The organism is Pseudomonas sp. LBUM1671 (genome assembly GCF_059695685.1).
This window is the reverse complement of sequence record NZ_CP166782.1, coordinates 5,340,155-5,365,379: the sequence shown is the minus strand read 5'-3', so window position 1 is coordinate 5,365,379 and position 25,225 is coordinate 5,340,155. Positions and strand designations below refer to the sequence as shown.

General features: G+C 59.7%; 23 protein-coding genes and 4 tRNA genes. 18 read left to right on the top strand and 9 right to left on the bottom strand.

Annotation, left to right across the window (positions count from 1 at the left end; genetic code table 11):
• Positions 1-98: 98 nt before the first annotated feature.
• The 7 genes from ACA060_RS24810 to thiO are packed head-to-tail and all read left to right on the top strand — an operon-like array spanning position 99 to position 6,866.
• Positions 99-572: a GspH/FimT family pseudopilin gene (locus tag ACA060_RS24810; RefSeq protein WP_497313787.1), complete on the top strand. Its 474-nt coding sequence runs from the start codon at positions 99-101 to the stop codon at positions 570-572.
• The gene (pilV, locus tag ACA060_RS24805; RefSeq protein ID WP_109634955.1) at positions 569-1,018 is read left to right on the top strand and encodes a type IV pilus modification protein PilV; all 450 of its coding nucleotides are present in this window, start codon (positions 569-571) and stop codon (positions 1,016-1,018) included. Before ACA060_RS24810 ends, pilV begins: the two co-directional genes overlap by 4 nt.
• Positions 1,015-1,728 (top strand): PilW family protein, encoded by a 714-nt coding sequence (locus ACA060_RS24800; RefSeq protein ID WP_109634953.1) that lies wholly within the window; start codon positions 1,015-1,017, stop codon positions 1,726-1,728. Before pilV ends, ACA060_RS24800 begins: the two co-directional genes overlap by 4 nt.
• On the top strand, positions 1,725-2,195 hold the full coding sequence (locus ACA060_RS24795) for a pilus assembly PilX family protein (RefSeq protein WP_497313784.1): 471 nt from the start codon (positions 1,725-1,727) through the stop codon (positions 2,193-2,195). Before ACA060_RS24800 ends, ACA060_RS24795 begins: the two co-directional genes overlap by 4 nt.
• Positions 2,182-5,292, top strand: a complete 3,111-nt coding sequence (locus tag ACA060_RS24790) for a pilus assembly protein (RefSeq protein WP_497313782.1) — start codon at positions 2,182-2,184, stop codon at positions 5,290-5,292. The genes ACA060_RS24795 and ACA060_RS24790 overlap by 14 nt, the downstream gene beginning before the upstream one ends.
• Before the next feature lie 14 nt (positions 5,293-5,306).
• Positions 5,307-5,708: a type IV pilin protein gene (locus ACA060_RS24785; RefSeq protein ID WP_109634948.1), complete on the top strand. Its 402-nt coding sequence runs from the start codon at positions 5,307-5,309 to the stop codon at positions 5,706-5,708.
• Positions 5,709-5,765: 57 nt separating this feature from the next.
• Entirely contained in the window at positions 5,766-6,866 is a 1,101-nt protein-coding gene (thiO, locus tag ACA060_RS24780) for a glycine oxidase ThiO (RefSeq protein ID WP_497313780.1), read from the top strand.
• 48 nt (positions 6,867-6,914) lie between these two features.
• On the opposite strand, the gene ACA060_RS24775 is transcribed toward thiO, so the two are convergent.
• The 4 genes from ACA060_RS24775 to ACA060_RS24760 form a co-directional block, all read right to left on the bottom strand.
• A complete protein-coding gene (locus tag ACA060_RS24775; protein WP_497313778.1) occupies positions 6,915-8,261 on the bottom strand; it encodes a sigma-54-dependent transcriptional regulator in 1,347 nt (448 codons plus the stop codon).
• Positions 8,258-9,847, bottom strand: coding sequence for a sensor histidine kinase (locus ACA060_RS24770; RefSeq protein ID WP_109634943.1), 1,590 nt, complete (start codon positions 9,845-9,847; stop codon positions 8,258-8,260). Before ACA060_RS24770 ends, ACA060_RS24775 begins: the two co-directional genes overlap by 4 nt.
• Entirely contained in the window at positions 9,837-10,070 is a 234-nt protein-coding gene (locus tag ACA060_RS24765) for a PP0621 family protein (RefSeq protein WP_109634942.1), read from the bottom strand. Before ACA060_RS24765 ends, ACA060_RS24770 begins: the two co-directional genes overlap by 11 nt.
• 114 nt (positions 10,071-10,184) lie before the next feature.
• On the bottom strand, positions 10,185-11,207 hold the full coding sequence (locus ACA060_RS24760; RefSeq protein WP_109634940.1) for an outer membrane protein assembly factor BamD: 1,023 nt from the start codon (positions 11,205-11,207) through the stop codon (positions 10,185-10,187).
• A 151-nt stretch (positions 11,208-11,358) separates the two neighbouring features.
• On the opposite strand from ACA060_RS24760, the gene rluD reads away from it, so the two are divergent.
• From rluD to ACA060_RS24720, 8 genes are all read left to right on the top strand, one after another.
• Positions 11,359-12,321 carry a 23S rRNA pseudouridine(1911/1915/1917) synthase RluD gene (gene rluD, locus ACA060_RS24755; protein WP_007942311.1) on the top strand — a complete coding sequence of 321 codons (963 nt, stop codon included), beginning with the start codon at positions 11,359-11,361 and terminating at the stop codon, positions 12,319-12,321.
• Positions 12,318-13,043, top strand: coding sequence for a peptidoglycan editing factor PgeF (gene pgeF, locus ACA060_RS24750; protein WP_109634938.1), 726 nt, complete (start codon positions 12,318-12,320; stop codon positions 13,041-13,043). The genes rluD and pgeF overlap by 4 nt, the downstream gene beginning before the upstream one ends.
• A gap of 130 nt (positions 13,044-13,173) precedes the next feature.
• Complete coding sequence (gene clpB / locus ACA060_RS24745) at positions 13,174-15,738, top strand: ATP-dependent chaperone ClpB (RefSeq protein ID WP_109634937.1); 2,565 nt, start codon at positions 13,174-13,176, stop codon at positions 15,736-15,738.
• 300 nt (positions 15,739-16,038) lie between these two features.
• Positions 16,039-16,114, top strand: a tRNA-Asn gene (locus ACA060_RS24740).
• A 9-nt stretch (positions 16,115-16,123) separates the two neighbouring features.
• Positions 16,124-16,200: transfer RNA gene (locus tag ACA060_RS24735), tRNA-Pro, on the top strand.
• A 5-nt stretch (positions 16,201-16,205) separates the two neighbouring features.
• Positions 16,206-16,281 (top strand) — tRNA-Lys (locus ACA060_RS24730).
• A 95-nt stretch (positions 16,282-16,376) separates the two neighbouring features.
• Positions 16,377-16,453, top strand: a tRNA-Pro gene (locus ACA060_RS24725).
• Positions 16,454-16,604: 151 nt separating this feature from the next.
• Positions 16,605-18,230 (top strand): methyl-accepting chemotaxis protein, encoded by a 1,626-nt coding sequence (locus tag ACA060_RS24720; protein ID WP_497313775.1) that lies wholly within the window; start codon positions 16,605-16,607, stop codon positions 18,228-18,230.
• 61 nt (positions 18,231-18,291) lie between these two features.
• Here ACA060_RS24720 and ACA060_RS24715 read toward each other — a convergent pair whose 3' ends face one another.
• The 5 genes from ACA060_RS24715 to ACA060_RS24695 all read right to left on the bottom strand — a co-directional run bounded on the left by ACA060_RS24715 (position 18,292) and on the right by ACA060_RS24695 (position 21,745).
• Positions 18,292-18,690, bottom strand: a complete 399-nt coding sequence (locus tag ACA060_RS24715) for an HvfA family oxazolone/thioamide-modified RiPP metallophore (RefSeq protein WP_010467563.1) — start codon at positions 18,688-18,690, stop codon at positions 18,292-18,294.
• A gap of 319 nt (positions 18,691-19,009) precedes the next feature.
• A complete protein-coding gene (locus tag ACA060_RS24710) occupies positions 19,010-20,308 on the bottom strand; it encodes an NAD(P)/FAD-dependent oxidoreductase (RefSeq protein ID WP_109634933.1) in 1,299 nt (432 codons plus the stop codon).
• A 60-nt stretch (positions 20,309-20,368) separates the two neighbouring features.
• Complete coding sequence (locus tag ACA060_RS24705) at positions 20,369-20,542, bottom strand: DUF3094 domain-containing protein (protein ID WP_096820886.1); 174 nt, start codon at positions 20,540-20,542, stop codon at positions 20,369-20,371.
• 52 nt (positions 20,543-20,594) lie between these two features.
• A complete protein-coding gene (locus ACA060_RS24700) occupies positions 20,595-21,122 on the bottom strand; it encodes an MOSC domain-containing protein (protein WP_497313772.1) in 528 nt (175 codons plus the stop codon).
• On the bottom strand, positions 21,119-21,745 hold the full coding sequence (locus tag ACA060_RS24695; RefSeq protein WP_007970534.1) for a DUF1780 domain-containing protein: 627 nt from the start codon (positions 21,743-21,745) through the stop codon (positions 21,119-21,121). The genes ACA060_RS24700 and ACA060_RS24695 overlap by 4 nt, the downstream gene beginning before the upstream one ends.
• A gap of 129 nt (positions 21,746-21,874) precedes the next feature.
• Between ACA060_RS24695 and ACA060_RS24690 the strand changes: the two genes are divergently transcribed.
• The 3 genes from ACA060_RS24690 (at position 21,875) to ACA060_RS24680 (ending at position 25,208) form a co-directional block, all read left to right on the top strand.
• Positions 21,875-22,342: an FAD/FMN-containing dehydrogenase gene (locus ACA060_RS24690; RefSeq protein WP_497313770.1), complete on the top strand. Its 468-nt coding sequence runs from the start codon at positions 21,875-21,877 to the stop codon at positions 22,340-22,342.
• Between the two features lie 281 nt (positions 22,343-22,623).
• Positions 22,624-23,991, top strand: coding sequence for an aromatic acid/H+ symport family MFS transporter (locus ACA060_RS24685; RefSeq protein ID WP_497313768.1), 1,368 nt, complete (start codon positions 22,624-22,626; stop codon positions 23,989-23,991).
• Positions 23,988-25,208, top strand: coding sequence for a benzoate/H(+) symporter BenE family transporter (locus ACA060_RS24680; protein ID WP_497313766.1), 1,221 nt, complete (start codon positions 23,988-23,990; stop codon positions 25,206-25,208). Before ACA060_RS24685 ends, ACA060_RS24680 begins: the two co-directional genes overlap by 4 nt.
• Positions 25,209-25,225 lie beyond the last annotated feature (17 nt).

Genomic DNA, 25,225 nt, shown 5'->3' with positions numbered 1-25,225 from the left:
CAATCCGTGCGCGAGTAATGGCAAATCAACCGTACGCCATCCGGTCGAATGTTCTAGCGTGTAGAAGCAGGTATAGCCGACGGCAACGGAGGGCACCGATGGATCATCGTACAAAAGGTTTCACGCTGATCGAGCTGTTGGTCTCGCTCGCGGTTTTTTTGATCCTGATCACCCTGGCCGTGCCCGCGTTTACCCGGTCGGTGCAAGGCACCAAGGCCGACACCGAAATTGGCGACCTGCAACGCGGACTCAATTTCGCCCGGCTTGAGGCCATCGACCGGGGCGTCGCTACTCGGATTCGTCCGACCGCGGGTGGCAGCGTCTGGACCGGTGAATTGGCGGTCTATGACAGTACGAACACGCCGGCCAATGTATTGCGGGTTGTTCCAGCGATGAGCAGCGGCGCGGCTCTGACGCTACCCTTGGGAGTGACCGCCATTGATTTCAACAATCTGGGCGGTTTGGCGGCGCCGTCCACACCCGTGGTGATCAGCTATGTATTGGGGGCGCAAAGCAGGACGCTGAATGTGTGTTTGAACGGACGAATTCTATTGGGTGGAAATTGCGGATGAGGGAACGGAGCAAACATGCACAGGAGGGCATGACGCTGATCGAAGTGCTGGTCGCGTTGGTGATTCTGACCGTGGGGCTGCTGGGCGCGGCGGCGATTCAGCTCAATGCGCTGAAATACACCGACAGTTCGCGGATGACCAGCCAGGCGAGTTTTATCGCCTACGACATGATGGACCGTATCCGCGCCAACTCCGGCGCCGACTATACCGTGACGCCACCAACGTCAGGCAACCTGAACGTTGCCCGGGATCAGGACCTTTACGATTTCACCACCAACATCGTCAATTTCGGCGGCGCGACAGCCACCGGCGCCGTTACGCTGAGCCAGCGGGTCTACACCATCACCATCACCTGGGACGACTCGCGCGCCGCCAATACCGCCAATTCACGTCGCAGCTTCGTTTTGACCAGTCGTGCCGCTGTCGACCCGGTGGCAACGCCATGAATCGGTCCAGCAGAGGTTTCGGGCTGATCGAGTTGTTGATCGCCCTCGCGTTGAGCCTGATTGTGGTGCTGGGCGTGGTGCAGGTTTTCATCGCCGCCAAGAACACCTACGTCAGCCAGAACACCTCCGCCGCCATGCAGGAAGATGCGCGGTTTGTGTTGAGCAAGATGATTCAGGAACTCCGCATGGTCGGCATGTTTGGCTGCCTGGGGACGATCACTGACTCAAGTACTGCCGGCGACTTCAGCGCTGGCCAGATAACGCCCATCAGTTGGGACAACGCCAACCTCAAGTTGACGCTGGTGACCGCTGATATCGGAAGCAGTGGCGGGGTGCCCGCCTGGACGGTGATCTCCGACTGTCGGAACACGGCGACGGCCTACACGGGTGCGCGGGTAGCGGCCTCGGGGTTTCTGGCATTCCCGATCCGGCGCCTGATCTACAGCTTCAGCAATAACAAAATCATGATGGGCTCCGGTACCGGCACGCCGGCCCAGTTTGTGCTGATCGACAACGTCAGTGCCTTCAGCGTGAGCTTCGGCCTCGCCAATTCTGCCACTGACGTAGCCGCCTCCAGCTACAGCCCTAACCCGTCCGACCCCGCGCGGATTCGCAGCGTCCGCCTGAGCCTGACCCTCACCGACCCGAACAACCGGGTGCGCAATCAAACCTTCAACGTGGTTGCCGCCTTGCGCAACAGGTTGCCATGAGGAAGGCCTCCATGACTTTTCACGCCCAGCGGGGTATGGCGCTGCTGGTCAGCCTGGTGTTTCTGTTGTTGCTGACGCTGATCGGCCTTTCATCGATGCAGAACGCTACCCTGCAGGAAAAAATGGCCGGCAGTGTGAGCTTGCGCAATCAGTCGTTCCAGGGTGCTGAAGCGGCGTTACGCGTGGGCGAAAGCGCGGTCCAGCTGGACAGCTATTCATTGCCGGTCTGCAGCCAGTGCGCACCGCCGTCGGACGCGTCGACGGTCACTGTCGCCGGCCCCGGTTCCACCCCCGGCGTGACCTGGATCGCCTCGGGCAAGGGCTTTTACGCGGTGCAGAATATCGGCACCACGGTTAACGCCGTGAATGTGCCGAGCAACACCTCGGCGACGCTTTACCGGGTGACCGCCGTCGGCATCACGGGCAACTCGCGCAGCGTCGTGGAGAGTATTTATGCGAAGTACTGAGAGGCGCGGCCGGGTGTGGCAGCTGATCTGCGGCGTGTTGCTGGGGCTTTACCTGTCCGCACCGGCGTACGCCTTCACACCGTCGGACTCACCGCTGTTGAGCGCGGCAGCGGTCGCTCCGAATGTCATGCTGCTGATTGATGACTCGGGGAGTATGAACAACATCATATGGGCGCCTGGTTTCGATCCAACGGTCAACCGTGCGCAGATTGCGATTTGCAATTCCAACGGGTCATGTTTGAACGGCCAGAATCTGGACATGAGCAATGCCAATATCCCCTTGTCGAGCCTCAACCGTGGCAATTGCCCGAACAGCGGCAACTGGTACGGTTTTTATCGCGGTTTTTTGGGGTTGTCATCGATCTGCTTGAAACTGCCCGACCCGGTGGGCAATGAAAACACTCGCTATACGGCTGACTATCTGTCCTATCTGGTGACCCTGGCCAACGGTTCGAGCAAGGATTTCACCACGGGAGCCAGTGCGATTCCCAACGAATACCGGATTAGCGTGGCACAGGATGTGTCTACAAACCTGGTCTCCAGCAATCGCTCGCTACGTATTGGTCTGGCGACGTTCAATCCCCCCACGACCAGCAACTCCGGGGGCGGCGGCTTCATCGCCCGATCAATCAGTGATCTCTCTGCGGTGAGCGGCAGTGTCACCCAATCTCAGGCTGACACCAACTACAACAACCTGATCGCTGCCATCAACGGGTTGAGCGCCGTGGCCAATACGCCGCTGGCGGAAACCTACTATGAAATAACCCGCTATTTTCGGGGGCTGGCGCCGTTCTACAACTCGACACCGGCGACTTATACCAGCCCGATTCAGTATCGCTGTCAGAAAAATTATGGTGTGGTGATCACCGATGGGTTACCGACTTACGACCGGACTTTTCCGACTGCCGATCCATTGGGTGGAGCTCGCCTACCCAACTGGGATGGTGTGAACAACGATGGTGACAACCTGAGTGGTGACGGAGAGGGCGACACCCTTTACCTGGACGACGTTGCCAAGTTTGCCTTCGACATCGACATGCGTTCCACCGGCACCGACGCGGCAGGTAAAAGCTGGAACGCGGTGGACTTCCCGAAACAGAACATCAACACCTACACCGTGGGCTTTACCGCCGCGAATCAGATGTTGTCGGACGCGGCAAGCTACGGACAGGGCAAGTACTATCAGGCGACCGACAGCGCCGGGCTCAACAGTGCATTGTCCTCGGCCCTGAGCGACATCACCTCGAAGGCCGGCTCCGGTGGCAGCGGTGTCACCAGCGGCACTACCCTGGCCAGCAATTCAAGTTACTTCCAGACCAGTTATGACCCTAAAGACTGGCGCGGCACGATCAAATCCTTCGGCTTCACCACGGCCGGTACGGTCAACACCGCGGCAGCGTTGTGGACCACCGACACCACCATCGTTCCCGGTGCCACCGCACCGACTTACCAGTCCTGGAACACCCTGACCAACACGGCGGTCAGCTTGGCGTATACCAGTTTCTCCCCGACGCAGCAGACCTCCCTCAGCCAAGGCCTGCCTACGGGCATCACCGGCAGCGATCTGGTGGAATGGAGCAAGGGCACCAACAAAGCCGGGCTCAAGGTGCGTAGCGTGCTGCTCGGCGACATCATCAATTCGCCGCTTGTACTGGCATCACCCACGGACAAAACCGCCTCCGATCTGGTGGGCGACACCACCTACAGCACCTACCTGACCACCAAAGCCGCCAGCATGAATACCAGCCTGGTGGTGAACGCCAACGACGGGTTCGTGAATGTCATCAACTCGGCCAATGGCACCCGGCGTTATGCCTACATGCCTTCCAGCGTGTTGCCATCGCTGCGCTACATCGCCGACCCGACCTACATCAACGGTGTGAGCCACAAGTTTCTGGTCGACGGTCAGCTCGGGGTGTTCGATGCCCAGTTCGGCAGCGCCTGGAAAACCCTGGCCATTGGCGGGACCGGGGCCGGCGGCAGAACTTTCTATGCATTGCAGCTGTTCGATGCGTCTGCGGGCAACGTGTTCAAGGCATTGTGGGAGTTCAGCGCACCGGCCACGGCCAACACCGCGAACGTTTTCAATGATCTGGGTTATGCCTACGCACGACCGGAAGTGGCACGCTTGGCCGACGGTCGCTGGGCTGCGTTCATTTCCAACGGTTATGGCAGCAACTCCGGGGTGGCGGCGTTGTACGTGGTGGATGTTCGTGACGGTTCGTTGATCAAGAAAATCGTGGTCGACAGCACCGACACCACCAACGGCCTATCGTCGGTGAAGCTCAGGGTCAACTCGCAGAATGTGGTGCAGGCCGCCTATGGTGGCGACTTGAAAGGGCGGTTGTGGAAGTTTGATTTGAGCGCTACCGCCCCCAATAGCTGGGGCGTGGCGTTTGCCGGCAAGCCGTTGTTTACCACGGCGGGTGGCGCCACCCAGCCGATTACCGTGCAGCCGTTGCTGGCGGACAACTCACTGGGCGGCAAGGAAGTATTCTTCGGCACCGGAAAATTCAACGAGACTGCCGACAAGACCAACAAGGATTTGCAGGCGTTCTACGCCGTGTGGGATGCAGAAGGCGGCGCGGGTCAGATCACTGTGTCCAGTTTGCAGGCGCAAGCGGTGACCGGTGTGTTCTCTGGCAGCACCGGGCAATTCATCACCACCAGCCAGAACGACGTGACCTATCCGGGAGAGAAGGGCTGGTACTTGCCGCTGGTGTACAACAGCGTGCTGACGGGGGAACGGGTGATCAATCAGGCCAATCTGGTGCTGGGGCGGATCGTCTTTACCACGGCGAGTGTGGACACCACCGACCCATGCGCCAGCTTCGGTACGGGCAAACTGGTCGAACTGGATGCGTTCAGCGGTAAGATGCTCAACTACGCGGTGCTCGATACCAATAACGACGGGACAGTCGACACCAAGGACACGGTGTCCAGCGGCGTGATTTTCACCGGCGGCATCCCGACGCTGAACGCCATCGTCAACGGTGCGACCCGCAAGATCGTGAACGATTCCAGTGGCGGCATCAGCACCCTGGTGGAAAAATCCGGCGGCGGCAGCCGTCGCATCATGTGGCGACAAATACAGTAAGTGAGAGTTTAGGAATGCGCAGATCCAACCGAGGTTTCACCCTGATCGAAATCATGATCGTGATTGCGATCATCGGGATCGTCATAACCATTGCCGCCCCAAACCTCACGGAGTACGTGAAAAAGGGCCGCCGCACTGAAGTGGCCGGGCTGCTTTCCGAGCAGGCGCAAATCCTTGAGCGGTTCTACTCGAAAAACAATGTCTACACCGCTGCCACCGGATTGAGCGCCGGCAACGACTTCTACACCATCACCCCGACCCTGACCGATCAAACCTTTTTGCTGACGGCAACGCGCAAGACCGGCGCTGCAATGGCGACCGACAAGTGTGGGGATTTCACCCTCACCAATACCGGCGTCAGAAGCATGGTCAATGCGACATCCGGGCTCGTCACCAAAGATTGCTGGGGTCGCTGAGTTTCTTTTTCGGGCGCCTTTTTGCGTCCTCTGTCTATTTATCGGTTGGATCAGAACATGAGCAGGCAACAGCAAGTGGTGATTGTCGGCGGCGGCGTGATTGGGTTGCTGACGGCGTTCAATCTCGCGTCCGAAGTGCAAAGTATCGTGTTGCTGGATCGTTCGAGCGTCGGTCAGGAATCGTCGTGGGCCGGTGGCGGAATTGTTTCGCCGCTCTATCCGTGGCGCTACAGCCCGGCAGTCACCGCGCTGGCGCATTGGTCTCAGGATTTTTATCCACAGCTCGGTGAGCGACTGTTCGCCGCGACCGGGGTTGATCCTGAAGTGCACACCACCGGCCTGTACTGGCTGGATCTGGATGACGAGGCCGAGGCGCTGGCCTGGGCCGAGCGGGAAAACCGTCCGCTGCGGGCTGTGGATATCTCGGCGGCACATGATGCTGTACCGGTGTTGGGCGCCGGTTTTTCCCGGGCGATCTACATGGCCGATGTGGCCAACGTGCGTAATCCGCGGCTGGTGAAGTCCCTCAAGGCTGCTTTGCTGGCGCTGCCGAACGTGACGATTCGTGAGCAGTGCGAAGTCAGCGGGTTTGTTCGTGAAGGCGATCGGGTCGTCGGTGTGCAGACCTCGACGGGCCCTGTTCTCGGTGATCAGGTGGTCCTGACGGCGGGCGCCTGGAGTGGTGACTTGCTCAAGAGTCTGGGGCTTGAATTGCCGGTCGAGCCGGTGAAAGGTCAGATGATTTTGTACAAGTGCGCGGCGGACTTCTTGCCGAGCATGGTCCTGGCCAAGGGGCGTTACGCGATTCCCCGGCGCGACGGACACATTCTGATTGGCAGCACGCTGGAACATGAAGGCTATGACAAGACGCCAACCGATTCGGCGATGGAGAGTCTGAAAGCGTCGGCGGTGGAGCTGATTCCTGCGCTGGCGGATGCCGAAGTGGTGGGGCATTGGGCTGGATTGCGGCCGGGGTCGCCGGAGGGCATTCCCTACATTGGCCGAGTGCCGGGCTTCGACGGACTCTGGCTCAATTGCGGGCATTACCGTAACGGGCTGGTGCTGGCGCCAGCGTCGTGTCAGTTGTTTGTGGATGTGATGTTGGGGAGGGCGCCGATTATTGATCCGGCGCCGTATGCGCCGACCGGGCGGATCTAGCCGAAGGATCTTCGGTGACGGTCAGATAGCCTGCTCGCGATGGGGCCCTCAATCCAGGCCGAGTTTCTTGAGCCTGTAGCGCATCGACCGGAATGAAAGATTCAACCGCTGAGCCGCCGCCGTGCGGTTCCAGCGCGTTTCCTCCAATGCCTGCAGGATCAGTTTGCGTTCGACATTTTCCAGATAGTCTTCCAGGTTGTCGATCTGCGTCAGGTCCGCCACGACGTTCTCTGCGGTGCAGTTGCCTTCGGCCAGTCGCAGGTCGCTGGCTTCGATCTGTTTGTTCTCGCACAGGGTGTAAGCCCGCTCCAGCACGTTCTCCAGCTCCCGCACGTTGCCTGGGAAGCGGTAACTTTTCAGCGCGTCGAGAGCGAGTGGGTGGAGCTTCGCGGCGGGTTGGCCGCTGCCGGCCGCCAGACGCTTGAGCACATGACTGGCCAGCGGTTCGATGTCGTCGCGGCGCTCGCGCAATGGGGGAACGCGGAGTTCGATCACGTTCAACCGATAGTACAAATCCTGGCGAAAGCGTTCGGCGCTGACTTCAGCGTCGAGGTCTTTGTGGGTGGCGCACAGGATACGCACGTCGACCACCACTTCTTGCTGCCCGCCGACGCTGCGAATGGCCTTCTCCTGAATGGCCCGGAGCAGCTTGACCTGCATCGCCAAGGGCAAGTCAGCCACTTCGTCGAGAAACAAAGTGCCGCCATGGGCCGCCTGAAACAGCCCGGGTTTATCTTCGATGGCGCCACTGAAACTGCCTTTGCGATGGCCGAAGAATTCGCTTTCCATCAACTCCGACGGAATCGCCCCGCAGTTGACCGGGACGAATGGTTGAGCAGACCGCGGGCCTTGTTCGTGAATCAGTCGGGCGACCAATTCCTTGCCGCTACCGGATTCGCCGCTGATGTACACCGGCGCCTGGCTGCGGGCGAGTTTGTCGATTTGTTTGCGCAGGTTGCGCATGGGCAGTGAATCGCCCAGCAACCGGCGATCGATGGCGTTACTGGCGCTGCCCGCGGCCGTCAAACGCAGGGCGCTGGTGACCAGTTCGCGCAGGCGTGTCAGGTCGACCGGCTTGGTCAGGAAGTCGAAGGCGCCTGCCTTGAGTGCATTGATCGCCGTTTCGAGGTTGCCGTAGGCGGTGATCATCGCCACCGGCACTTGTGGGTAACGCTGCTGGATGTACTGCACCAGCTCAAGACCCGTGCCGTCGGGCAGGCGCATGTCGGTCAGGCACAGGTCGAATGTCTCCCGTGTCAACAAGGCCTGGGCTTCGCCAAGGTTGCGGGCACTGTAGGTATCGAGTTTCATCCGTCCCAGGGTGATCTCCAGGAGTTCGCGGATATCCGGTTCGTCGTCGACGATCAGGACTTTTGGCCGTGGGCTCGTGTTCAACTTTGTTTCCGTCCGTGAGCAAAAGTGATGCGAAAGCAGCCGCCGCCTTGGCGTGGATTGAAGTCTAGGCGGGCCTGGTTGCTTTCGCACAGCTCACGGGACAGATAAAGCCCCAGGCCAGTGCCCTGGCTACTGGTGGTGAAGAAGGGTTCGAACAAATGCGTCTGTTGGTCCGGCGCCACACCGGGACCGTTGTCCCGGACCTCGAGCGTCGGTAACTGGCTGTCGGGTTCGACAAACAATTCGAGCCATACTTGCGCCAGGTCGTGATTCAGCGCGCTATGGCGCCAGGCATTGCGCAACAGGTTGTCGAGAATCTGGGTCAGCTGATTCGGGTCCATCAGGGTTTTGAAGTCGCCCGATCCGATGTGCAGGTGAATCAATTGACGATCAGTTGCCCCTTCACGGGTTTCGGCGACGAAGTGCTCCAGCCACGGCTTCAGATCGAGCCTTTGTGGCACGGTTTGCTGGCGGCGGGACAGTTGCAGGACGTTTTCGATAACCCGATTCATTCGCTGAGAGTGGTCTTGGATAATCTGCGTCAGACGCCGATCTGCGCCCTTCAGTTCCTCGGATTCCTGTAATAGCTGCGCGGCATGACTAATGGCGCCCAGTGGATTGCGGATTTCATGGGCGATACCGGCAGTCAGACGACCGAGTGCGGCGAGTTTCAGTTGCTGCGCTTGTTGAGCGATCTGGGCAAGGTCCTCGAGAAACACCAGAGTCTGATGATTCGGGCTTTGGTCCAGGGCAATGAAGCTGGGTTGCAGTTCCAGGCCACTGCTGGCGATTTTCAGGCTTTGCGGGCGCAGCGTTGGGTTGTTGAACCATAGTTGCAGGCGTTCGACCAAGGCTGGTGAGTAATCGTCGATCAACTGGCCGTCGAGGTTTTTCTGCCCCAGCAAGCTCAAGGCGCTGTGATTGGCCAGTTGGACCCGCCGCTGGTCGTCGAGCACCAGAATGCCCGTGCGCATGCGGTGCAGGATCAACGCGTTGAGCGCTTCCAGGCCCACCACTTCACTGGCGCGCTGCCGGGCGAGGTGTTCGCTGACCTCCAGTCGACTGATCAGGCCCTGCACCAGCAATGCAGCGGCAAAACACAGCGCGCCGAGGGTGCCGGCTTGCAGGTACTCGCTGGGACTGACGGGGTGGCTGAAGCTCAGGAGGAAGCTGAAACCGACGATGCCCAGAGCAGCAACCGCCGCGATCAACAGGCCGATACGCCCGCGCAACAGGGTGTTGCTGATCGCCACCGAAACGATGAGCAAGTTGCCGATGGCGCTGGCCACGCCGCCCGCGGCATAGAACAGGCCGCACAGCAGCAGGACATCGACCAGGGCAAGGCTGAAAAGCTGGGCCGGCCGTCGGGTGTTCTCCCAAAAGACCACCAGCAGGATGTTCAGCACCAGGTATAACCAGCTGCCACTGCGCAGCAGTTCGTCCTCGGCGAAAGCCAGCAACTGGTTGTCCATGTTGCTGGAGATCAACAGCACCAGAGTGATGCCGACGCTTAAACGGTAGAGATGATAAAGGCGCAGCAGTCGCTGAGCCTGTTTGCCGCCGGGACTGGACGTCTCAGCGATCACTTGAGCCCGGGCCTTGCTCGAGGTGAGCCTGGCTGCAATACCACTGTTGTTGAAGGCTCAGCGCGCGGTCGCGGGGCAGGTGAACGCCGCAATGCGCGCAGCGGACCATGGGCGCGGCATCCCGCTCGGCGGGGGACTTGGGCGCGGAAGTCGAAGCCTTGAACTTGCGCCAGAACCATACCGCAGCGGCAATCAAGGCAATCCAGAACAGTAAACGAAGCATGGTGAGCAGCTTTATTGGCTAATGAACAGGCAGTTTAGCCAAGGACCTGACCCGCGCACAGCGCAATAAAAAAGGGAGACTCAAGAGTCTCCCTTTTTTGCACAACCCGATGTGTCAGTCGAACACGCCGAAGGTCATGTAGCTGAACCACGAGCGGTCTTCGTTGTTGGCTTCGGACTCGTGTTCCTCTTCTTCGATCACGTCGCCATCTGCATCTTTAGGCTTGAGATCGTTCGGAATCGCATCCTTGGCATCCTGGAACTGCTTCTGCACGTCCTGGTTGGCGCGGGTTTCGCCCGGCGGCAGCGGCGGACGGGATTCGATCAGGCCCAGGGTGGCCTTGCTCAACCACGAACGGTTGTCGGCTTCGTCGACCGAAGGCTTGAACTGACCGTCCACCAGGCTTGGGTGGTTCGGGTAGTTGAGCTTCAGGGTTTCGAGGCTGGTGGCTGCCAGATCGTCCAGGTGCAGACGCTGATAGGCTTCAGTCATCACCGCCAGGCCGTCGCCGACCGATGGGGTTTCCTGGAAGTTTTCCACCACGTAACGACCACGGTTCGCGGCGGCGACATAGGCCTGACGGGTCAGGTAGTAGTCGGCGACGTGAATTTCGTAGGAGGCCAGCAGGTTGCGCAGGTAGATCATGCGCTGCTTGGCATCCGGCGAGTAGCGGCTGTTCGGGAAGCGGCTGGTCAGCTGGGCGAACTCGTTGTACGAGTCGCGGGCAGCACCCGGGTCACGCTTGGTCATGTCCAGCGGCAGGAAGCGCGCCAGCAGGCCGACGTCCTGGTCGAAGGAGGTCAAGCCTTTGAGGTAATACGCGTAATCCACGTTCGGATGCTGTGGGTGCAAACGAATGAAACGCTCCGCGGCAGACTTGGCAGCCTCAGGCTCGGCGTTCTTGTAGTTGGCGTAGATCAACTCGAGTTGAGCCTGATCGGCGTAGCGCCCAAACGGATAACGCGACTCCAGCGCCTTCAGCTTGGCTGTGGCGGCGGTGTAGCTATTGTTGTCCAGGTCGGTCTGAGCCTGCTGGTACAGCTCGACTTCGCTAAGGTTTTCGTCTACGACTTCCTTCGATGAGCAAGCAGCGGTCAATGCGAGGATGGCGATCAGCAGCAGGTGTTTCACTTGCATGGCGGCTTGCGTCCCTATGACGGCCGCTGTCTTGGGCGGGGCCGTCCTGTTATGATGAGCGCCCCGTTGAATAGCCTCGGGGCAAAAGACGCCGTATTTAACCACAAGCGCGCAGCCGAAACCAAAGGCTGTGCCGACGCCTAGTCTGAGCATGTCCGATAAAATTGAACTTCGCGCAGAGGTGCCGTCCGAATTGGGCGGCCAACGCCTCGATCAAGTCGCCGCACAATTATTCGCTGAGCACTCGCGCTCGCGCCTTTCCGCCTGGATCAAAGACGGCCGCCTGACTGTGGATGGGGCGGTTATCCGCCCGCGAGACATCGTTCATGGTGGCGCCATTCTTGAGCTGACTGCCGAGCAGGAAGCTCAGGGTGAATGGATCGCTCAAGACATCGAGCTGGACATCGTCTATGAAGACGACGACATCCTGGTGATCAACAAACCTGCGGGCCTGGTGGTGCATCCTGCCGCCGGTCACGCCGATGGCACCCTGCTCAACGCCTTGCTGCACCACGTGCCGGACATTATCAATGTGCCCCGCGCCGGTATCGTGCATCGCCTCGACAAGGACACCACCGGTCTGATGGTGGTGGCCAAGACCATTCAGGCGCAGACACAGCTTGTCACGCAATTGCAGAGCCGCAGCGTAAGCCGGATCTACGAATGCATCGTGATCGGTGTGGTCACTGCCGGCGGCAAGATCAACGCGCCGATCGGTCGTCACGGCCAGCAACGCCAGCGCATGGCCGTGATGGAAGGGGGCAAGCAAGCCGTCAGCCATTACCGCGTGCTTGAGCGTTTCCGCTCCCACACGCATGTGCGGGTGAAGCTGGAAACCGGTCGTACGCACCAGATTCGTGTGCACATGGCTCACATCAACTACCCGTTGGTCGGAGACCCTGCCTACGGCGGTCGTTTCCGCATTCCGCCGGCAGCCAGTGTGACCATGGTCGAATCGTTGAAGGCGTTCCCGCGTCAGGCCCTGCATGCTCGGTTCCTGGAGCTGGATCACCCGACCACCGGTAAACGCATGAGCTGGGAATCGCCACTGCCGGACGACTTCGTCTGGTTGCTGACTCTGCTCAAGCAAGACCGTGAGGCGTTCATCGGATGAGTGACTGGCTGATTCCCGACTGGCCTGCGCCTGCCGGGGTGAAAGCCTGTGTGACCACCCGTGCGGGCGGCGTCAGTCTGGCGCCGTTCGACAGCCTCAACCTCGGCGATCACGTCGACGACAGCCCCGAAGCGGTTGCCGAAAACCGCCGTCGCCTCACCGATCATTTTTCTATTCAACCGGCCTGGTTAAAGCAGGTTCACGGCATCGCCGTGGCCCACGCGGATCCAGGCATCACGGCCACCGCCGACGCCAGCTGGACTTCCACACCCGGAATCGCCTGCGCCGCGATGACCGCCGATTGCCTGCCCGCATTGTTTTGCGACCGCGCGGGCACTCGCGTTGCGGCGGCCCATGCCGGTTGGCGCGGGTTGGCGGCGGGTGTGCTCGAAGCAACGCTCGACAGTTTGGCCGTACCTCCGGAAGACGTGCTGGTCTGGCTTGGCCCGGCCATTGGCCCGCAAGCCTTCGAAGTCGGCGCCGAAGTGCGCGAGACTTTCGTCCAGCAACTGCCTGAAGCGGCCAAAGCCTTTGTGCCGAGCCAAAATGCTGGCAAATTCATGGCTGACATCTACGAGCTGGCGCGTTTGCGTCTGGCTGTGCGCGGTGTCACCGTTGTTTATGGTGGCGGTTTCTGTACCGTGACCGATCCTCGCTTCTTTTCTTACCGCCGCAGTCCACGCACTGGTCGGTTTGCCTCCCTTATCTGGCTCGAAGACTAAGCTTTCCTGATCTACATCAACTGTTCGACGCTTGAAACTCCCAGAATCGACCGCATCTATAACGGTATCTGGCAGGTTTCTTCATTCAGGATGTTTTATAGGTCCGGCCTGCTCAAAAGGAAGGTGACCCATGCGTATAGATCGTTTAACCAGCAAATTGCAGTTAGCTCTATCCGACGCCCAATCGCTGGCCGTCGGCCTTGACCATCCCGGTATCGAGCCGGCGCACTTGATGCAGGCGATGCTTGAGCAGCAGGGCGGTTCGATCAAACCCCTGTTGATGCAGGTCGGTTTTGACGTCAACAGCCTGCGTAAAGAGCTGACCAAAGAGCTCGACCAGCTCCCGAAAATCCAGAACCCCACCGGCGACGTGAACATGTCGCAGGACTTGGCGCGCCTGCTCAATCAGGCCGATCGCCTGGCTCAGCAGAAGGGCGATCAGTTCATCTCTAGTGAGCTGGTGTTGCTCGCGGCGATGGATGAGAACAGCAAACTCGGCAAGTTGCTGCTCGGCCAAGGTGTGAGCAAAAAAGCCCTGGAAAACGCAATCAACAACCTGCGCGGCGGTGAGGCGGTCAATGACGCCAACCACGAAGAGTCGCGCCAGGCGCTGGACAAGTACACCGTCGACCTGACCAAGCGTGCCGAAGAAGGCAAGCTCGACCCGGTGATCGGCCGTGACGACGAAATTCGCCGGACCATCCAGGTGCTGCAACGCCGCACCAAGAACAACCCGGTGCTGATCGGTGAGCCCGGCGTGGGTAAAACCGCCATCGCCGAAGGCCTGGCCCAGCGCATCATCAACGGTGAAGTGCCGGATGGTCTCAAGGGCAAGCGCTTGCTGTCTTTGGACATGGGGTCGCTGATTGCCGGCGCCAAGTACCGCGGCGAGTTCGAAGAGCGCCTCAAATCCTTGCTCAATGAACTGTCGAAGCAGGAAGGGCAGATCATTCTGTTCATCGACGAACTGCACACCATGGTCGGCGCCGGCAAGGGCGAAGGCTCGATGGATGCGGGCAACATGCTCAAGCCTGCGTTGGCGCGCGGCGAGTTGCATTGTGTCGGCGCGACCACGCTCAATGAGTACCGCCAATATATAGAGAAGGATGCGGCCCTCGAACGGCGCTTCCAGAAAGTCCTGGTGGACGAGCCGAGCGAAGAAGACACCATCGCTATTCTGCGTGGCCTGAAAGAGCGTTATGAGGTCCACCACAAAGTGGCGATCACTGACGGCGCTATCATCGCCGCGGCCAAGCTCAGTCATCGCTACATTACAGACCGTCAGTTGCCGGACAAGGCCATCGACCTGATCGACGAAGCGGCCAGCCGCATCCGCATGGAGATCGACTCCAAGCCGGAAGTGCTCGATCGTCTGGAGCGCCGTCTGATACAGCTGAAGGTGGAATCACAGGCGCTGAAGAAAGAAAGCGACGACGCGGCGAAGAAACGTCTGGAGAAACTCCAGGAGGAAATCGTTCGCCACGAACGTGAGTACTCGGACCTCGAAGAAATCTGGAACTCGGAAAAAGCCGAGGTTCAGGGTTCTGCACAGATCCAGCAGAAAATTGAACAGTCCCGTCAGGAACTGGAAGCCGCGCGCCGTAAAGGCGACCTGAACCGCATGGCCGAGCTGCAATACGGGGTGATCCCAGACCTGGAGCGCAGCCTGCAAATGGTCGATCAGCACGGTAAAAGCGAGAACCAGTTACTGCGCAGCAAGGTGACTGAGGAAGAGATCGCCGAAGTCGTCTCGAAGTGGACCGGCATTCCAGTGTCGAAAATGCTCGAAGGCGAGCGCGACAAGCTGATGAAGATGGAAAGCCTGTTGCACCAGCGCGTGATCGGCCAGGACGAAGCGGTGATCGCCGTTTCCAACGCGGTGCGGCGTTCCCGGGCCGGGTTGTCCGACCCGAATCGCCCGAGTGGTTCTTTCATGTTCCTCGGCCCGACCGGTGTCGGTAAAACCGAGCTGTGCAAGGCGCTGGCCGAGTTCCTCTTTGATACCGAAGAGGCGATGGTGCGGATCGACATGTCCGAGTTCATGGAGAAACATTCCGTCGCCCGACTGATTGGTGCGCCACCAGGCTACGTGGGCTATGAAGAGGGCGGTTACCTGACCGAGGCGGTGCGTCGCAAGCCTTACTCGGTGATCCTCCTTGACGAGGTCGAGAAGGCCCACCCGGATGTGTTCAACATCTTGCTGCAAGTGCTGGAAGATGGGCGCCTGACCGACAGCCATGGCCGCACGGTGGATTTCAAGAACACCGTGATCGTCATGACCTCCAACCTGGGCTCGGTGCAGATCCAGGAACTGGTCGGTGATCGCGAGGCGCAACGTGCGGCAGTGATGGATGCGATTTCCACACACTTCCGTCCGGAGTTCATTAACCGGGTCGACGAAGTCGTGATCTTCGAGCCATTGGCGCGGGATCAGATCGCGGGCATTACCGAGATCCAGTTGGGTCGTCTGCGCAGTCGTCTGACTGAGCGCGAGCTGAAACTGGAGCTGAGTCCAGAGGCCATGGACAAGCTGATCGCGGTGGGATACGACCCGGTGTACGGCGCGCGGCCGCTCAAACGAGCGATTCAGCGCTGGATCGAGAACCCGCTGGCACAGCTGATTCTGTCCGGTCGATTCATGCCTGGCGACACGGCTGTCGGCAAGGTGGAGAACGACGAGATCGTATTTGCCTGACCCGTCACGGCGGTGAAATAAACAAGGCCTCGCATCGCGAGGCCTTTTTTTCGTCAGGTTGTTGAACTGAAAGGAAAAGGCTTGTAAAGTGCGCCCCGCAGTAAGTCGCCCGTAAGGGTTTCTGCTCCCCAAGCAGGAATCTGAAATAAGTTGCAAATCATTAACTTGAATGCAATTTAAGGGGTTGACAGAGGTGCTTAAGATTGTAGAATAGCGCGCCTCAGACACACGAACGCAGCGATGCGAACGGGTCGAAGAGAGTGCAACAAAGCGTCAAACGTTGTAATTGAAATATGTAGTTCCGTGATAGCTCAGTCGGTAGAGCAAATGACTGTTAATCATTGGGTCCCAGGTTCGAGTCCTGGTCACGGAGCCAATTTCAAACCGGGGTATAGCGCAGTCCGGTAGCGCGCCTGCTTTGGGAGCAGGATGTCAGGAGTTCGAATCCCCTTACCCCGACCATTTTTGGGTCGTTAGCTCAGTTGGTAGAGCAGTTGGCTTTTAACCAATTGGTCGTAGGTTCGAATCCCACACGACCCACCATTTTTGAAACCAGTTAACGCTGGGATCAGATCTTAAGATCAGACGCCAAAAGCTCTGTTCGCAGAAGGCGCCTTTAAAAGGTGCCTTTTTTTTACCGGGGTATAGCGCAGTCCGGTAGCGCGCCTGCTTTGGGAGCAGGATGTCAGGAGTTCGAATCCCCTTACCCCGACCATATTAAAAATCCTCGTATCGAAAGATACGGGGATTTTTTTTGTCTTCATAAAAACACACTTCAGTCATCGTACAACTTGCCGATAACGAGGCGACGGGGACTGCCGAAACAACGCCCCTTATCCAAGTACTACAAGAATAGGGCGTTCGTTATGTTGCTTCGTCAGTTGAATATCGCACCTCGGGCTGCCTTGGGGTTTGCTCTGATTGCTGTGTTGGTCGCCTTGCTCGGGGTTTTCGCGCTGGGGCAAATGTCGAGCATTCGCGACAGCGAGGTGGCCTTGGAGAAACAATGGCTGCCGAGTATCCGCGGCGGTGATGAGATCCGCGAGATCATGCTGCGCATCCGCACCATTTCCCTGCGCATGGCCCTCGATCAGGACCCGAAGAACATTGCTGTGTATCGCGGCCAGATGGACACCCGCGACAAAGAGCTGAGCGAGAAGATTGCCGCCTACGACCAGTTGGTCAACACCGTCGAAGGCAAGGCCTTGTATGACCAGTTCAAAACCACCTTCGCGGCGTATCGTGCCGGCATTGCCCAATCGTTCTCACTGGCGGAGCAGGGACGCCGTGACGAACTGACCAAGCTGCTGCTGGTGGACATGAAAACCGTGGTCGATGGCTCCGGTAAACAGCTCAATGACCTGGCCGATCTGTTCGCCAAACAAGTCGCCGCCGAAAGCCAGAAATCCGAAGCGCATTACGAAACATCGCGAATGATCGTCAGCCTGTTCATCGCCCTCGCAGCCTTGGCCACCGTTGGCCTGGCCATGCTGCTGACCCGCAGCATCGTCAAACCGCTGGGCGAAGCTTTGCACGCCGCAGAAAACGTCGCCCGAGGCGACCTGACTCGCCCCATCGAAACCCATGGCAACGACGAAGTCAGCCGCTTGCTCAAGGCCCTTGCGACCATGCAACAGAATCTGCGGGAAACCCTGCAAGGTATTAGCGGTTCGGCGGCGCAATTGGCCACGGCGGCTGATGAGTTGAACGCGGTCACCCTCGACGGCACGCAGAACCTGCAACAACAGAACAACGAAATTGAACAAGCGGCCACCGCCGTGACAGAAATGACCACGGCAGTGGAGGAGGTTGCCCGCAATGCCGTGTCGACCTCCGACGCCACGCGCCAATCCAGTGAGTCCGCGCACGTTGGCCAGGAGCGCGTCAGCGAAACCGTCACGGCCATCAGTGCACTCGCCAGCGATGTGCAGATCACCGGCGGTTTGGTGCAATCCCTGGCCAACCAGTCGAAGGACATCGGCAAGGTGCTGGATGTGATTCGGGCGATCGCCGAGCAAACCAATCTGCTAGCGCTCAACGCGGCCATTGAAGCCGCGCGGGCCGGGGAAAGCGGTCGAGGGTTTGCGGTGGTGGCCGACGAAGTGCGTGCGCTGGCCTATCGCACGCAGCAATCGACCCAGGAAATCGAGCAAATGGTCCAGGGCATGCGCAGTGGCTCAACCCAGGCGCTGGATTCCATGCAAGCCAGCTCGACCCGAGCAGCCAGCACTTTGGCTTTGGCCGAGCGTGCGGGCGAGGCGTTGCAGACCATCACGGCGTCGGTCCACCAAATTCACGAACGTAACCTGGTGATCGCCAGCGCGGCTGAAGAACAGGCGCAAGTGGCGCGGGAAGTCGATCGCAACCTGGTGAACATTCGCGACCTGTCGGTTCGTTCCGCTGCCGGTGCGGATCAGACCAGCGCTTCGAGCCACGAGCTTTCACAATTGGCCAATTCCTTGCGGACCATGGTCCAGCGCTTCCAGGTGTAAATCCGCCAGACGAAAAAAACCGCGCTTCCCGAAGGAAAAGCGCGGTTTTGTACTTGAAGGCTTAGGCGCCGTCTTGGTCTTTCAGGTGCTCGAACAGGCCTTTTGGCATTTTCTTGCCATTGGCTTCGAAGTTGGCTTTCACGTTGTCGTAAGCCTCTTGCTCGTCGATGAAGCCGTCATGGTTGGTGTCGATCTTGTCGAAGTTGGACTTCGGCGCGACTTTCTGGAATTCGGCGCGGGAGACTTTGCCGTCGCCATCCGTATCGGTCTTCGCCATCGACGCATCGCCACACTTGCCTTCGCCACACTTGCCTTCAGGGGTTTTCACCACTTGTTCAGCCGAGGCCAGCAGGTAGCCCTGGGTCAACGGCTGCGCAGCGAATACGGAACCGGACAACATCATGCCGCCGGCCAGCACAGCGCCGAGCAGACCAATAGTGTTTTTGGTAGTACGGGACATTTCAATACTCCTGGGTTGCACGACACAACCGTTCGATAAAGGACGCCACGTGAGTGCGGCGATAACCGTAGCGGGCGAGTTGCCTTGCTCGGATGTGGCCATTTAAAGGGCGGGGTGTATCGCTACTGTGTCGCGCAAGGGGGAGTTTGTAAGCGAAGGGGAGAATTCGTGGCGGGAGATACAGTGAGACACAGATCTCCAGAAACAATGCAGACCAAATGTGGGAGCGGGCTTGCTCGCGAAAGCGGTGGGTCAGACAACTTGTAGGTCGACTGACACTCCCTCTTCGCGAGCAAGCCCGCTCCCACAGTGGTTGGGATTAGTGCAGCTTCAACCGCGGCTCAGTCCCGCGTCCGATCTTGCTGCCCAACATCAACATCGCCGTACGAAACGCGCCATACAGCGCCATCTGGTGCATGCGATACAGCGACACGTAAAACATCCGCGCCAGCCAGCCCTCGAGCATCACGCTCCCGGTCAGGTTGCCCATCAAGTTACCCACAGCCGAAAAACGCGACAGCGAGATCAGCGAGCCGTAGTCGGTGTATTTGTACTCCGGCAACGCCTTGCCTTCGATCCGCAGTTTCAGCGATTTGGCCAGCAACGAAGCCTGCTGATGCGCGGCCTGCGCGCGCGGCGGTACGTTGCGATCGGTACCCGGTTGCGGGCACGCCGCGCAGTCACCGAAGGCGAAGATGTTTTCGTCGCGGGTGGTTTGCAGGGTCGGCAGCACTTGCAGCTGGTTGATGCGGTTGGTTTCCAGGCCATCGATGTCCTTGAGGAAACCCGGTGCACGAATGCCGGCGGCCCAGACTTTCAGGCTGGCGTTGATCACTTTGCCGTCGGCGGTGATCAAGCTGTCGGCAGTCACTTCGCTGACCGCGGCATTGGTCATCACATTGACCCCGAGTTTCTCCAGGGTTTTATGCACAGGCCCGCCGATGCGTTCCGGCAGGGCTGGCAGTACCCGTGGGCCGGCTTCGATCAGGGTGATGTGCATGTTTTCCGGTTTGATCCGGTCCAGGCCGTAAGCCGCCAACTCATGCGCGGCGTTGTGCAGCTCTGCGGCCAGCTCAACCCCGGTGGCACCGGCGCCGACGATGGCGACGCTGATCTGCTCGACCTTGTCGGTTTGTCCGGCATGGGCGCGCAGGTAGTGATTGAGCAATTGCTGATGGAAACGCTCGGCCTGTTTGCGGGTGTCGAGGAACAGGCAATGCTGCGCCGCGCCTTGAGTGCCGAAATCGTTGGTGGTACTGCCGACAGCAATCACCAGCGAGTCGTAAGCCACTTCACGCGCTGGCACCAGTTCCAGGCCGGCTTCGTCGTAAGTGGCGGCCAGCTGGATTTTCTTCTGCGCGCGATCAAGCCCGCTCATGCGCCCGAGCTGGAACTCGAAGTGGTTCCATTTCGCCTGGGCAACATAGTTGAGTTCGTCTTCGGAAGAGTTCAACGACCCGGCCGCCACTTCGTGCAACAACGGCTTCCAGATGTGGGTCAGGTTCGCGTCGACCAGCATCACACTGGCCGTGCCACGTTTGCCCAGAGTCTTACCCAGACGGGTAGCCAACTCCAGACCGCCGGCGCCGCCGCCAACGATGACAATACGATGAGTCATAGGGATATCTCGCAAGGCTAAAAGAAATCGGTGCAGTCAACCGAGCGAGCGCGAGGCAGCTCATAGCGTCAGGTAACTGATAAATCGGCTCAACAGGCCTAATCCAATGGTCACTGCCAACACCACCACCAGGAGCATCCACGGCCGGAAGGGCCGGCGCTCGACTCGGTGCTGGGACAGTTGCAGGTACTCTTCGACATGCTTCTGGTCGTCGGGGTTCAGGCGGCTGGTCATATTGGGCCTCGTCAGGTAGACGTTGCTGAATGTGTAGAAGCTACAGAGTGACTCAACGAACGTTGAACGGAGCATAGCCGCTGGCTGGAACAGGCTCGACGCTCACCGTATCGTCCAGGCGAATAATTCCACCTTGTAACACCCGGGCCGTGATTCCGCCATGTCCGCGCACCGCCTGAAACGTCCCGGAGCCGAGGTTGTTTTGCAGGCGTGCGCACGGCTGGCACCAACCGGTGGTTTCGAAAATCGCCTGGCCGATGCGGAAGCGCCGACCCTTGAGGCTGAACAGGTTGATACCGCTGATAACGAGGTTGCGCCGCAAATCATTAGGCAATACCGGTTTATCGTGCGGGCGGCCCATCAGCGAACTGATCACCGCCAGGTGCTCCCACTGAATCAACGTCACCTGCCGCGCGTTACGTACACCGGGGCGGGCTCGATCGCCGGTCAAACCGGCTTCAAGTCGCGCCTCTACGGCATCCAGTTCGATCATCGGCACATGGGGTTCCGGGCGCACGCCGATCCAGCGCACGCGGCCGGTTTGCGGGACTTCGGCGATTAATTCCTGCATCGGGCTCACAGGCTGATCCCGACGTCGAAGACGATGCTGCGACCCAGGTTGCTACGCAGGAAATCCGGGGCGTCCGGGTGGGCAAACAGCACACGGGCGAAGGTCGGACCGACCAGCGACAGCGAACGCCAGCCTTGACGCAGGTATTCGGTGGGCGGCGGGAAATGGCTGTTGAGGTCCAGCACTTCACGCTTGAGGCTGGCGAACGCGATGATGTCCAGTTCCCCCAGGTCCATGCCGCGCTCTTTGTAGTTGTGTGCTTTTTTACGCAAGGTCGGCGCCAGTCTCAGCAAAAACTCATTGGCGGGGATGCGCCGGGGCTTGGCCTCGCGACGCACCAGCTGGCTCAAGGAAAACGCGCTGCGCCGACGTTGCAGCTCATCGCGCCATTCGTCATTGAGGCGCCGGCCTTCGTCGAGCACGAAGAACACCTCGAAACTGGCGTCACGAAACAGCACGTCCGGCGGCTCCCCGGCCGGGGCGAACTCGTCGGCGCGATAGGGAATGTTCAAGCCTTGCAGCAGGCGCTGGCAGACCCAACGCTCACGCTCCCATTTGCGGGCATTGGACAGGAACGCGTTGGCTTGCTCGGCCGCGATGGTCAGCAGGCGTAAATAATCTGAGTCATCCATAGGCCCAAGCTTAGCGTTCATTTGCGACAAGCAGAAAGCGTGAAACGGTAAACAGTAGGACAGGAGGCTTGGAACGGGCGGTGTAGACTGATGGCCATTGCGCCTAGGCGCTCGAACGAGGAGTAGAACGTGAAATATTGGCCCGTGTTGTTGCTCAGTCTTCTGCCTCTTTGGGCGCAGGCGTTGCAGGTGGGTGAGCGGCTGGCGCCGTGGACCTTGCTTGATCAGTTCGATCAGGCCTATACGCTCGATAACCAGACTCAGACGCTGCTGGTAGCGCGCAGCATGGACGCCGCCAAACTGGTCGCCGCCGCTCTGCAGGGCCAGCCCAAGGGCTACCTGGAGGCTCGGCACGCCATATTTGTCGCGGACATCCAGCGCATGCCTCGATTGATCGCGAAAATGTTCGCGGTGCCGGCCATGCGCGATTACTCCTATCGGGTGATGCTTGACCGTGATGGTCGTGTGGCGCCGCGCTACCCCGGGTCCGTGGATAAAGTGTTGTGGCTGCAGCTCAGGAACGGTCAATTGGTGGGGCAGTCCGAGTATGCCACGGCGGCGCAATTGCATGAGGCGCTGGAGAAGGCCCTGCCTTGATTGACACAGGGCTCCCGCGACCGCAAAGGCTGACATCCGGGTCATCCACAGGGCTGCGCTTGGCGTAGGCAGTCCATCGGAGAGGTTCCGATCTGCCGGATTTACCACCTGAAATCCCCGCAACACTCCTCATCCCCGCCCGGTTCAGGGCAACGCACAAAACGGATAGCGATCTGCGCAAAGCGGATATTGCCCCGTGCCTGGCACCTTTACCCTCGGCTGTACGGACGTTCGCCGCGTTACCGACGCTCTTAAAAAAACAACAACAAGAGATCAATGCCATGCGCAAGATTGACGTACATGAGGTTATCGACAACGCACGATTCAACCGCTTTCACTGGATGGTGCTGTTCTGGTGTGCCCTGATCATCATTTTCGACGGTTACGATCTGGTGATCTACGGCGTGGTGTTGCCGATGCTGATGAAAGAGTGGGGGCTCAGTCCCCTGCAAGCGGGCGCACTGGGCAGTTACGCACTGTTCGGCATGATGTTCGGCGCGCTGTTTTTCGGTCCGCTGTCGGACAGGATCGGTCGCAAAAAAGCCATCACGATCTGCGTGATGCTGTTCAGCGGGTTTACCGTGCTCAACGGTTTTGCCCGCAATCCCACCGAATTTGGCCTCTGCCGATTCATTGCCGGGCTCGGCATCGGCGGGGTGATGCCCAACGTCGTGGCGTTGATGAACGAATACGCGCCGAAGAAAATCCGCAGCACGCTGGTGGCGATCATGTTCAGCGGCTACTCGGTGGGCGGCATGCTCTCGGCGGGGCTCGGCATCGTGCTGATCCCGAGTTTTGGCTGGCAATCGGTGTTTTACGTGGCAGTGCTGCCGTTGCTGTTGTTGCCGCTGATCATGTACTTCCTGCCCGAGTCGGTGGGTTTCATGCTGCGTCAGGGGCGCAATGCAGAGGCTCGCAACATCCTGCAGCGGATTGACCCGGCTTACGTCGCGCAAACCGGCGATCAGCTGCACATGAGCGAAGTGAAGGGCACCGGCACGCCGGTGTTGCAACTGTTTCGCGAAGGTCGCGCGCTGCGCACGCTGATGTTGTGGCTGGCGTTTTTCTGCTGCCTGCTGATGGTCTACGCCTTGAGTTCCTGGCTGCCGAAACTGATGGCCAATGCCGGTTACAGCCTGGGCTCGAGTCTGTCATTCCTGCTAGTGCTCAACTTCGGCGCCATTTTCGGCGCGGTAGGCGGCGGTGTGTTGGGGGACAAACTCAACCTGCCACGGGTGTTGGCGGTGTTTTTCGCCGTGGCAGCCGTGTCGATCACCTTGCTGGGTTTCAACAGCCCGATGCCGCTGTTGTACCTGCTGATCGCGATTGCCGGCGCCACAACGATTGGCTCGCAAATCCTGTTGTACGCCTGCGCCGCGCAGTTCTACTCCATGACCATTCGTTCCACCGGTCTGGGCTGGGCCTCGGGTATCGGGCGCAACGGTGCCATTGTCGGGCCGCTGCTGGGCGGTGCGTTGCTCGGGATCAGCCTGCCGCTGCAACTGAACTTCATGGCCTTTGCCTTGCCCGGGGCGGTGGCCGCGATTGCCATGACCGTGTTTGCCATCAGCAGTCGGCGCAGCGCTAAACAAGCGCTGTCGGGCTTGCGCCACGGTTCGATCGACGGGTCTGTTGGCGACGTTTCATGAGAGCGTTAGTCCGGGATTTTTCCCTGTCTGCGGCGGTCGCCGGATTTATCGCCACGGTGATTTCCTACGCCGGGCCGCTGGTGATCATCTTTCAGGCTGCCGAGACGGCGCATCTCTCGCGAGAGGTGTTGTCGTCCTGGGTCTGGGCGATTTCCATCGGCAGCGCCGTGCTCGGTATCGGCTTGAGTCTGCGTTACCGCGTCCCGGTGATCATCGCGTGGTCGGCGCCCGGTTCGGCGTTGCTGGTGGCGCTGTTGCCGGGGATCTCCATGCCGGAGGCGGTGGGGGCCTATCTGGTCAGCAGCCTGATCATTTTCCTGGTCGGGGTGTCGGGGGCGTTTGACCGGATCATTGGCAAACTGCCGGCGGCGATTGCGGCAGCGATGCTGGCGGGGATTCTGTTCAGCTTTGGCACCGGTTTGTTCGTGTCGCTGCAGGGCAAGCCGTTGCTGGTACTGGCGATGTTCGCCACGTACCTGATCTGCAAGCGGCTGATGCCGCGTTATGCGGTGGTGATGGTGCTGCTGGTGGGCTGCTCGATGGCTGTTCTTTCCGGTGATTTGCACCGCGAAGCCTTGGTGATCGGTTTGGCCACGCCGGTGTGGATCACGCCCGTGTTCAGCCTGAGCGCGACGCTGAATATCGCCTTGCCGTTGGTGATGGTGGCGTTGACCGGCCAGTTCGTCCCCGGCATGGCGGTGCTGCGTGCCAGCGGCTATCAAACGCCGGCCAGCCCGATCATCGCCAGCAGTGCGCTAGGCACAGCGCTGTTGGCGCCGTTCGGTTGTCACGGGCTGAATCTAGCGGCGATTACCGCGGCCATTTGTACCGGGCGCGAGGCCCATGAAGATCCCGGCAAACGCTATGTGGCCGGGGTTGTCGGCGGGCTGTGTTACCTGGTGCTGGGGATCTTCGGCGCCACCCTGGTTTCTCTGTTTTCGGCCTTTCCCAAGGAACTGATCGCAGCCCTGGCCGGGCTGGCGCTGTTCGCCGCGATTGCCGGGGCATTTGCCGGCGCAATGGCCGTGCCGAGCGATCGCGAAGCCGCATTGGTGACCTTTCTGACCACAGCGTCGGGCATGTCGTTGCTGGGGTTGTCCGCCGCCTTTTGGGGGCTGATTTTCGGCATGGTCACGCACCTGTTGTTAAACGCCCGTCGTCCCGTTCCTCGCCGCGAATGCGCTACGGCTGAAGCACTTCAACCTGTCGATCAATAAAAATAAGAGAAATAACG

Coding starts and splice junctions, on each gene's coding strand:
- ACA060_RS24810 (WP_497313787.1), top strand. CDS start 99: ATGGATCATCGTACAAAAGGTTTCACGCTGATCGAGCTGTTGGTCTCG.
- pilV (WP_109634955.1), top strand. CDS start 569: ATGAGGGAACGGAGCAAACATGCACAGGAGGGCATGACGCTGATCGAA.
- ACA060_RS24800 (WP_109634953.1), top strand. CDS start 1,015: ATGAATCGGTCCAGCAGAGGTTTCGGGCTGATCGAGTTGTTGATCGCC.
- ACA060_RS24795 (WP_497313784.1), top strand. CDS start 1,725: ATGAGGAAGGCCTCCATGACTTTTCACGCCCAGCGGGGTATGGCGCTG.
- ACA060_RS24790 (WP_497313782.1), top strand. CDS start 2,182: ATGCGAAGTACTGAGAGGCGCGGCCGGGTGTGGCAGCTGATCTGCGGC.
- ACA060_RS24785 (WP_109634948.1), top strand. CDS start 5,307: ATGCGCAGATCCAACCGAGGTTTCACCCTGATCGAAATCATGATCGTG.
- thiO (WP_497313780.1), top strand. CDS start 5,766: ATGAGCAGGCAACAGCAAGTGGTGATTGTCGGCGGCGGCGTGATTGGG.
- ACA060_RS24765 (WP_109634942.1), bottom strand. CDS start 10,070: ATGCTTCGTTTACTGTTCTGGATTGCCTTGATTGCCGCTGCGGTATGG.
- ACA060_RS24760 (WP_109634940.1), bottom strand. CDS start 11,207: ATGCAAGTGAAACACCTGCTGCTGATCGCCATCCTCGCATTGACCGCT.
- rluD (WP_007942311.1), top strand. CDS start 11,359: ATGTCCGATAAAATTGAACTTCGCGCAGAGGTGCCGTCCGAATTGGGC.
- pgeF (WP_109634938.1), top strand. CDS start 12,318: ATGAGTGACTGGCTGATTCCCGACTGGCCTGCGCCTGCCGGGGTGAAA.
- clpB (WP_109634937.1), top strand. CDS start 13,174: ATGCGTATAGATCGTTTAACCAGCAAATTGCAGTTAGCTCTATCCGAC.
- ACA060_RS24720 (WP_497313775.1), top strand. CDS start 16,605: ATGTTGCTTCGTCAGTTGAATATCGCACCTCGGGCTGCCTTGGGGTTT.
- ACA060_RS24715 (WP_010467563.1), bottom strand. CDS start 18,690: ATGTCCCGTACTACCAAAAACACTATTGGTCTGCTCGGCGCTGTGCTG.
- ACA060_RS24710 (WP_109634933.1), bottom strand. CDS start 20,308: ATGACTCATCGTATTGTCATCGTTGGCGGCGGCGCCGGCGGTCTGGAG.
- ACA060_RS24705 (WP_096820886.1), bottom strand. CDS start 20,542: ATGACCAGCCGCCTGAACCCCGACGACCAGAAGCATGTCGAAGAGTAC.
- ACA060_RS24695 (WP_007970534.1), bottom strand. CDS start 21,745: ATGGATGACTCAGATTATTTACGCCTGCTGACCATCGCGGCCGAGCAA.
- ACA060_RS24685 (WP_497313768.1), top strand. CDS start 22,624: ATGCGCAAGATTGACGTACATGAGGTTATCGACAACGCACGATTCAAC.
- ACA060_RS24680 (WP_497313766.1), top strand. CDS start 23,988: ATGAGAGCGTTAGTCCGGGATTTTTCCCTGTCTGCGGCGGTCGCCGGA.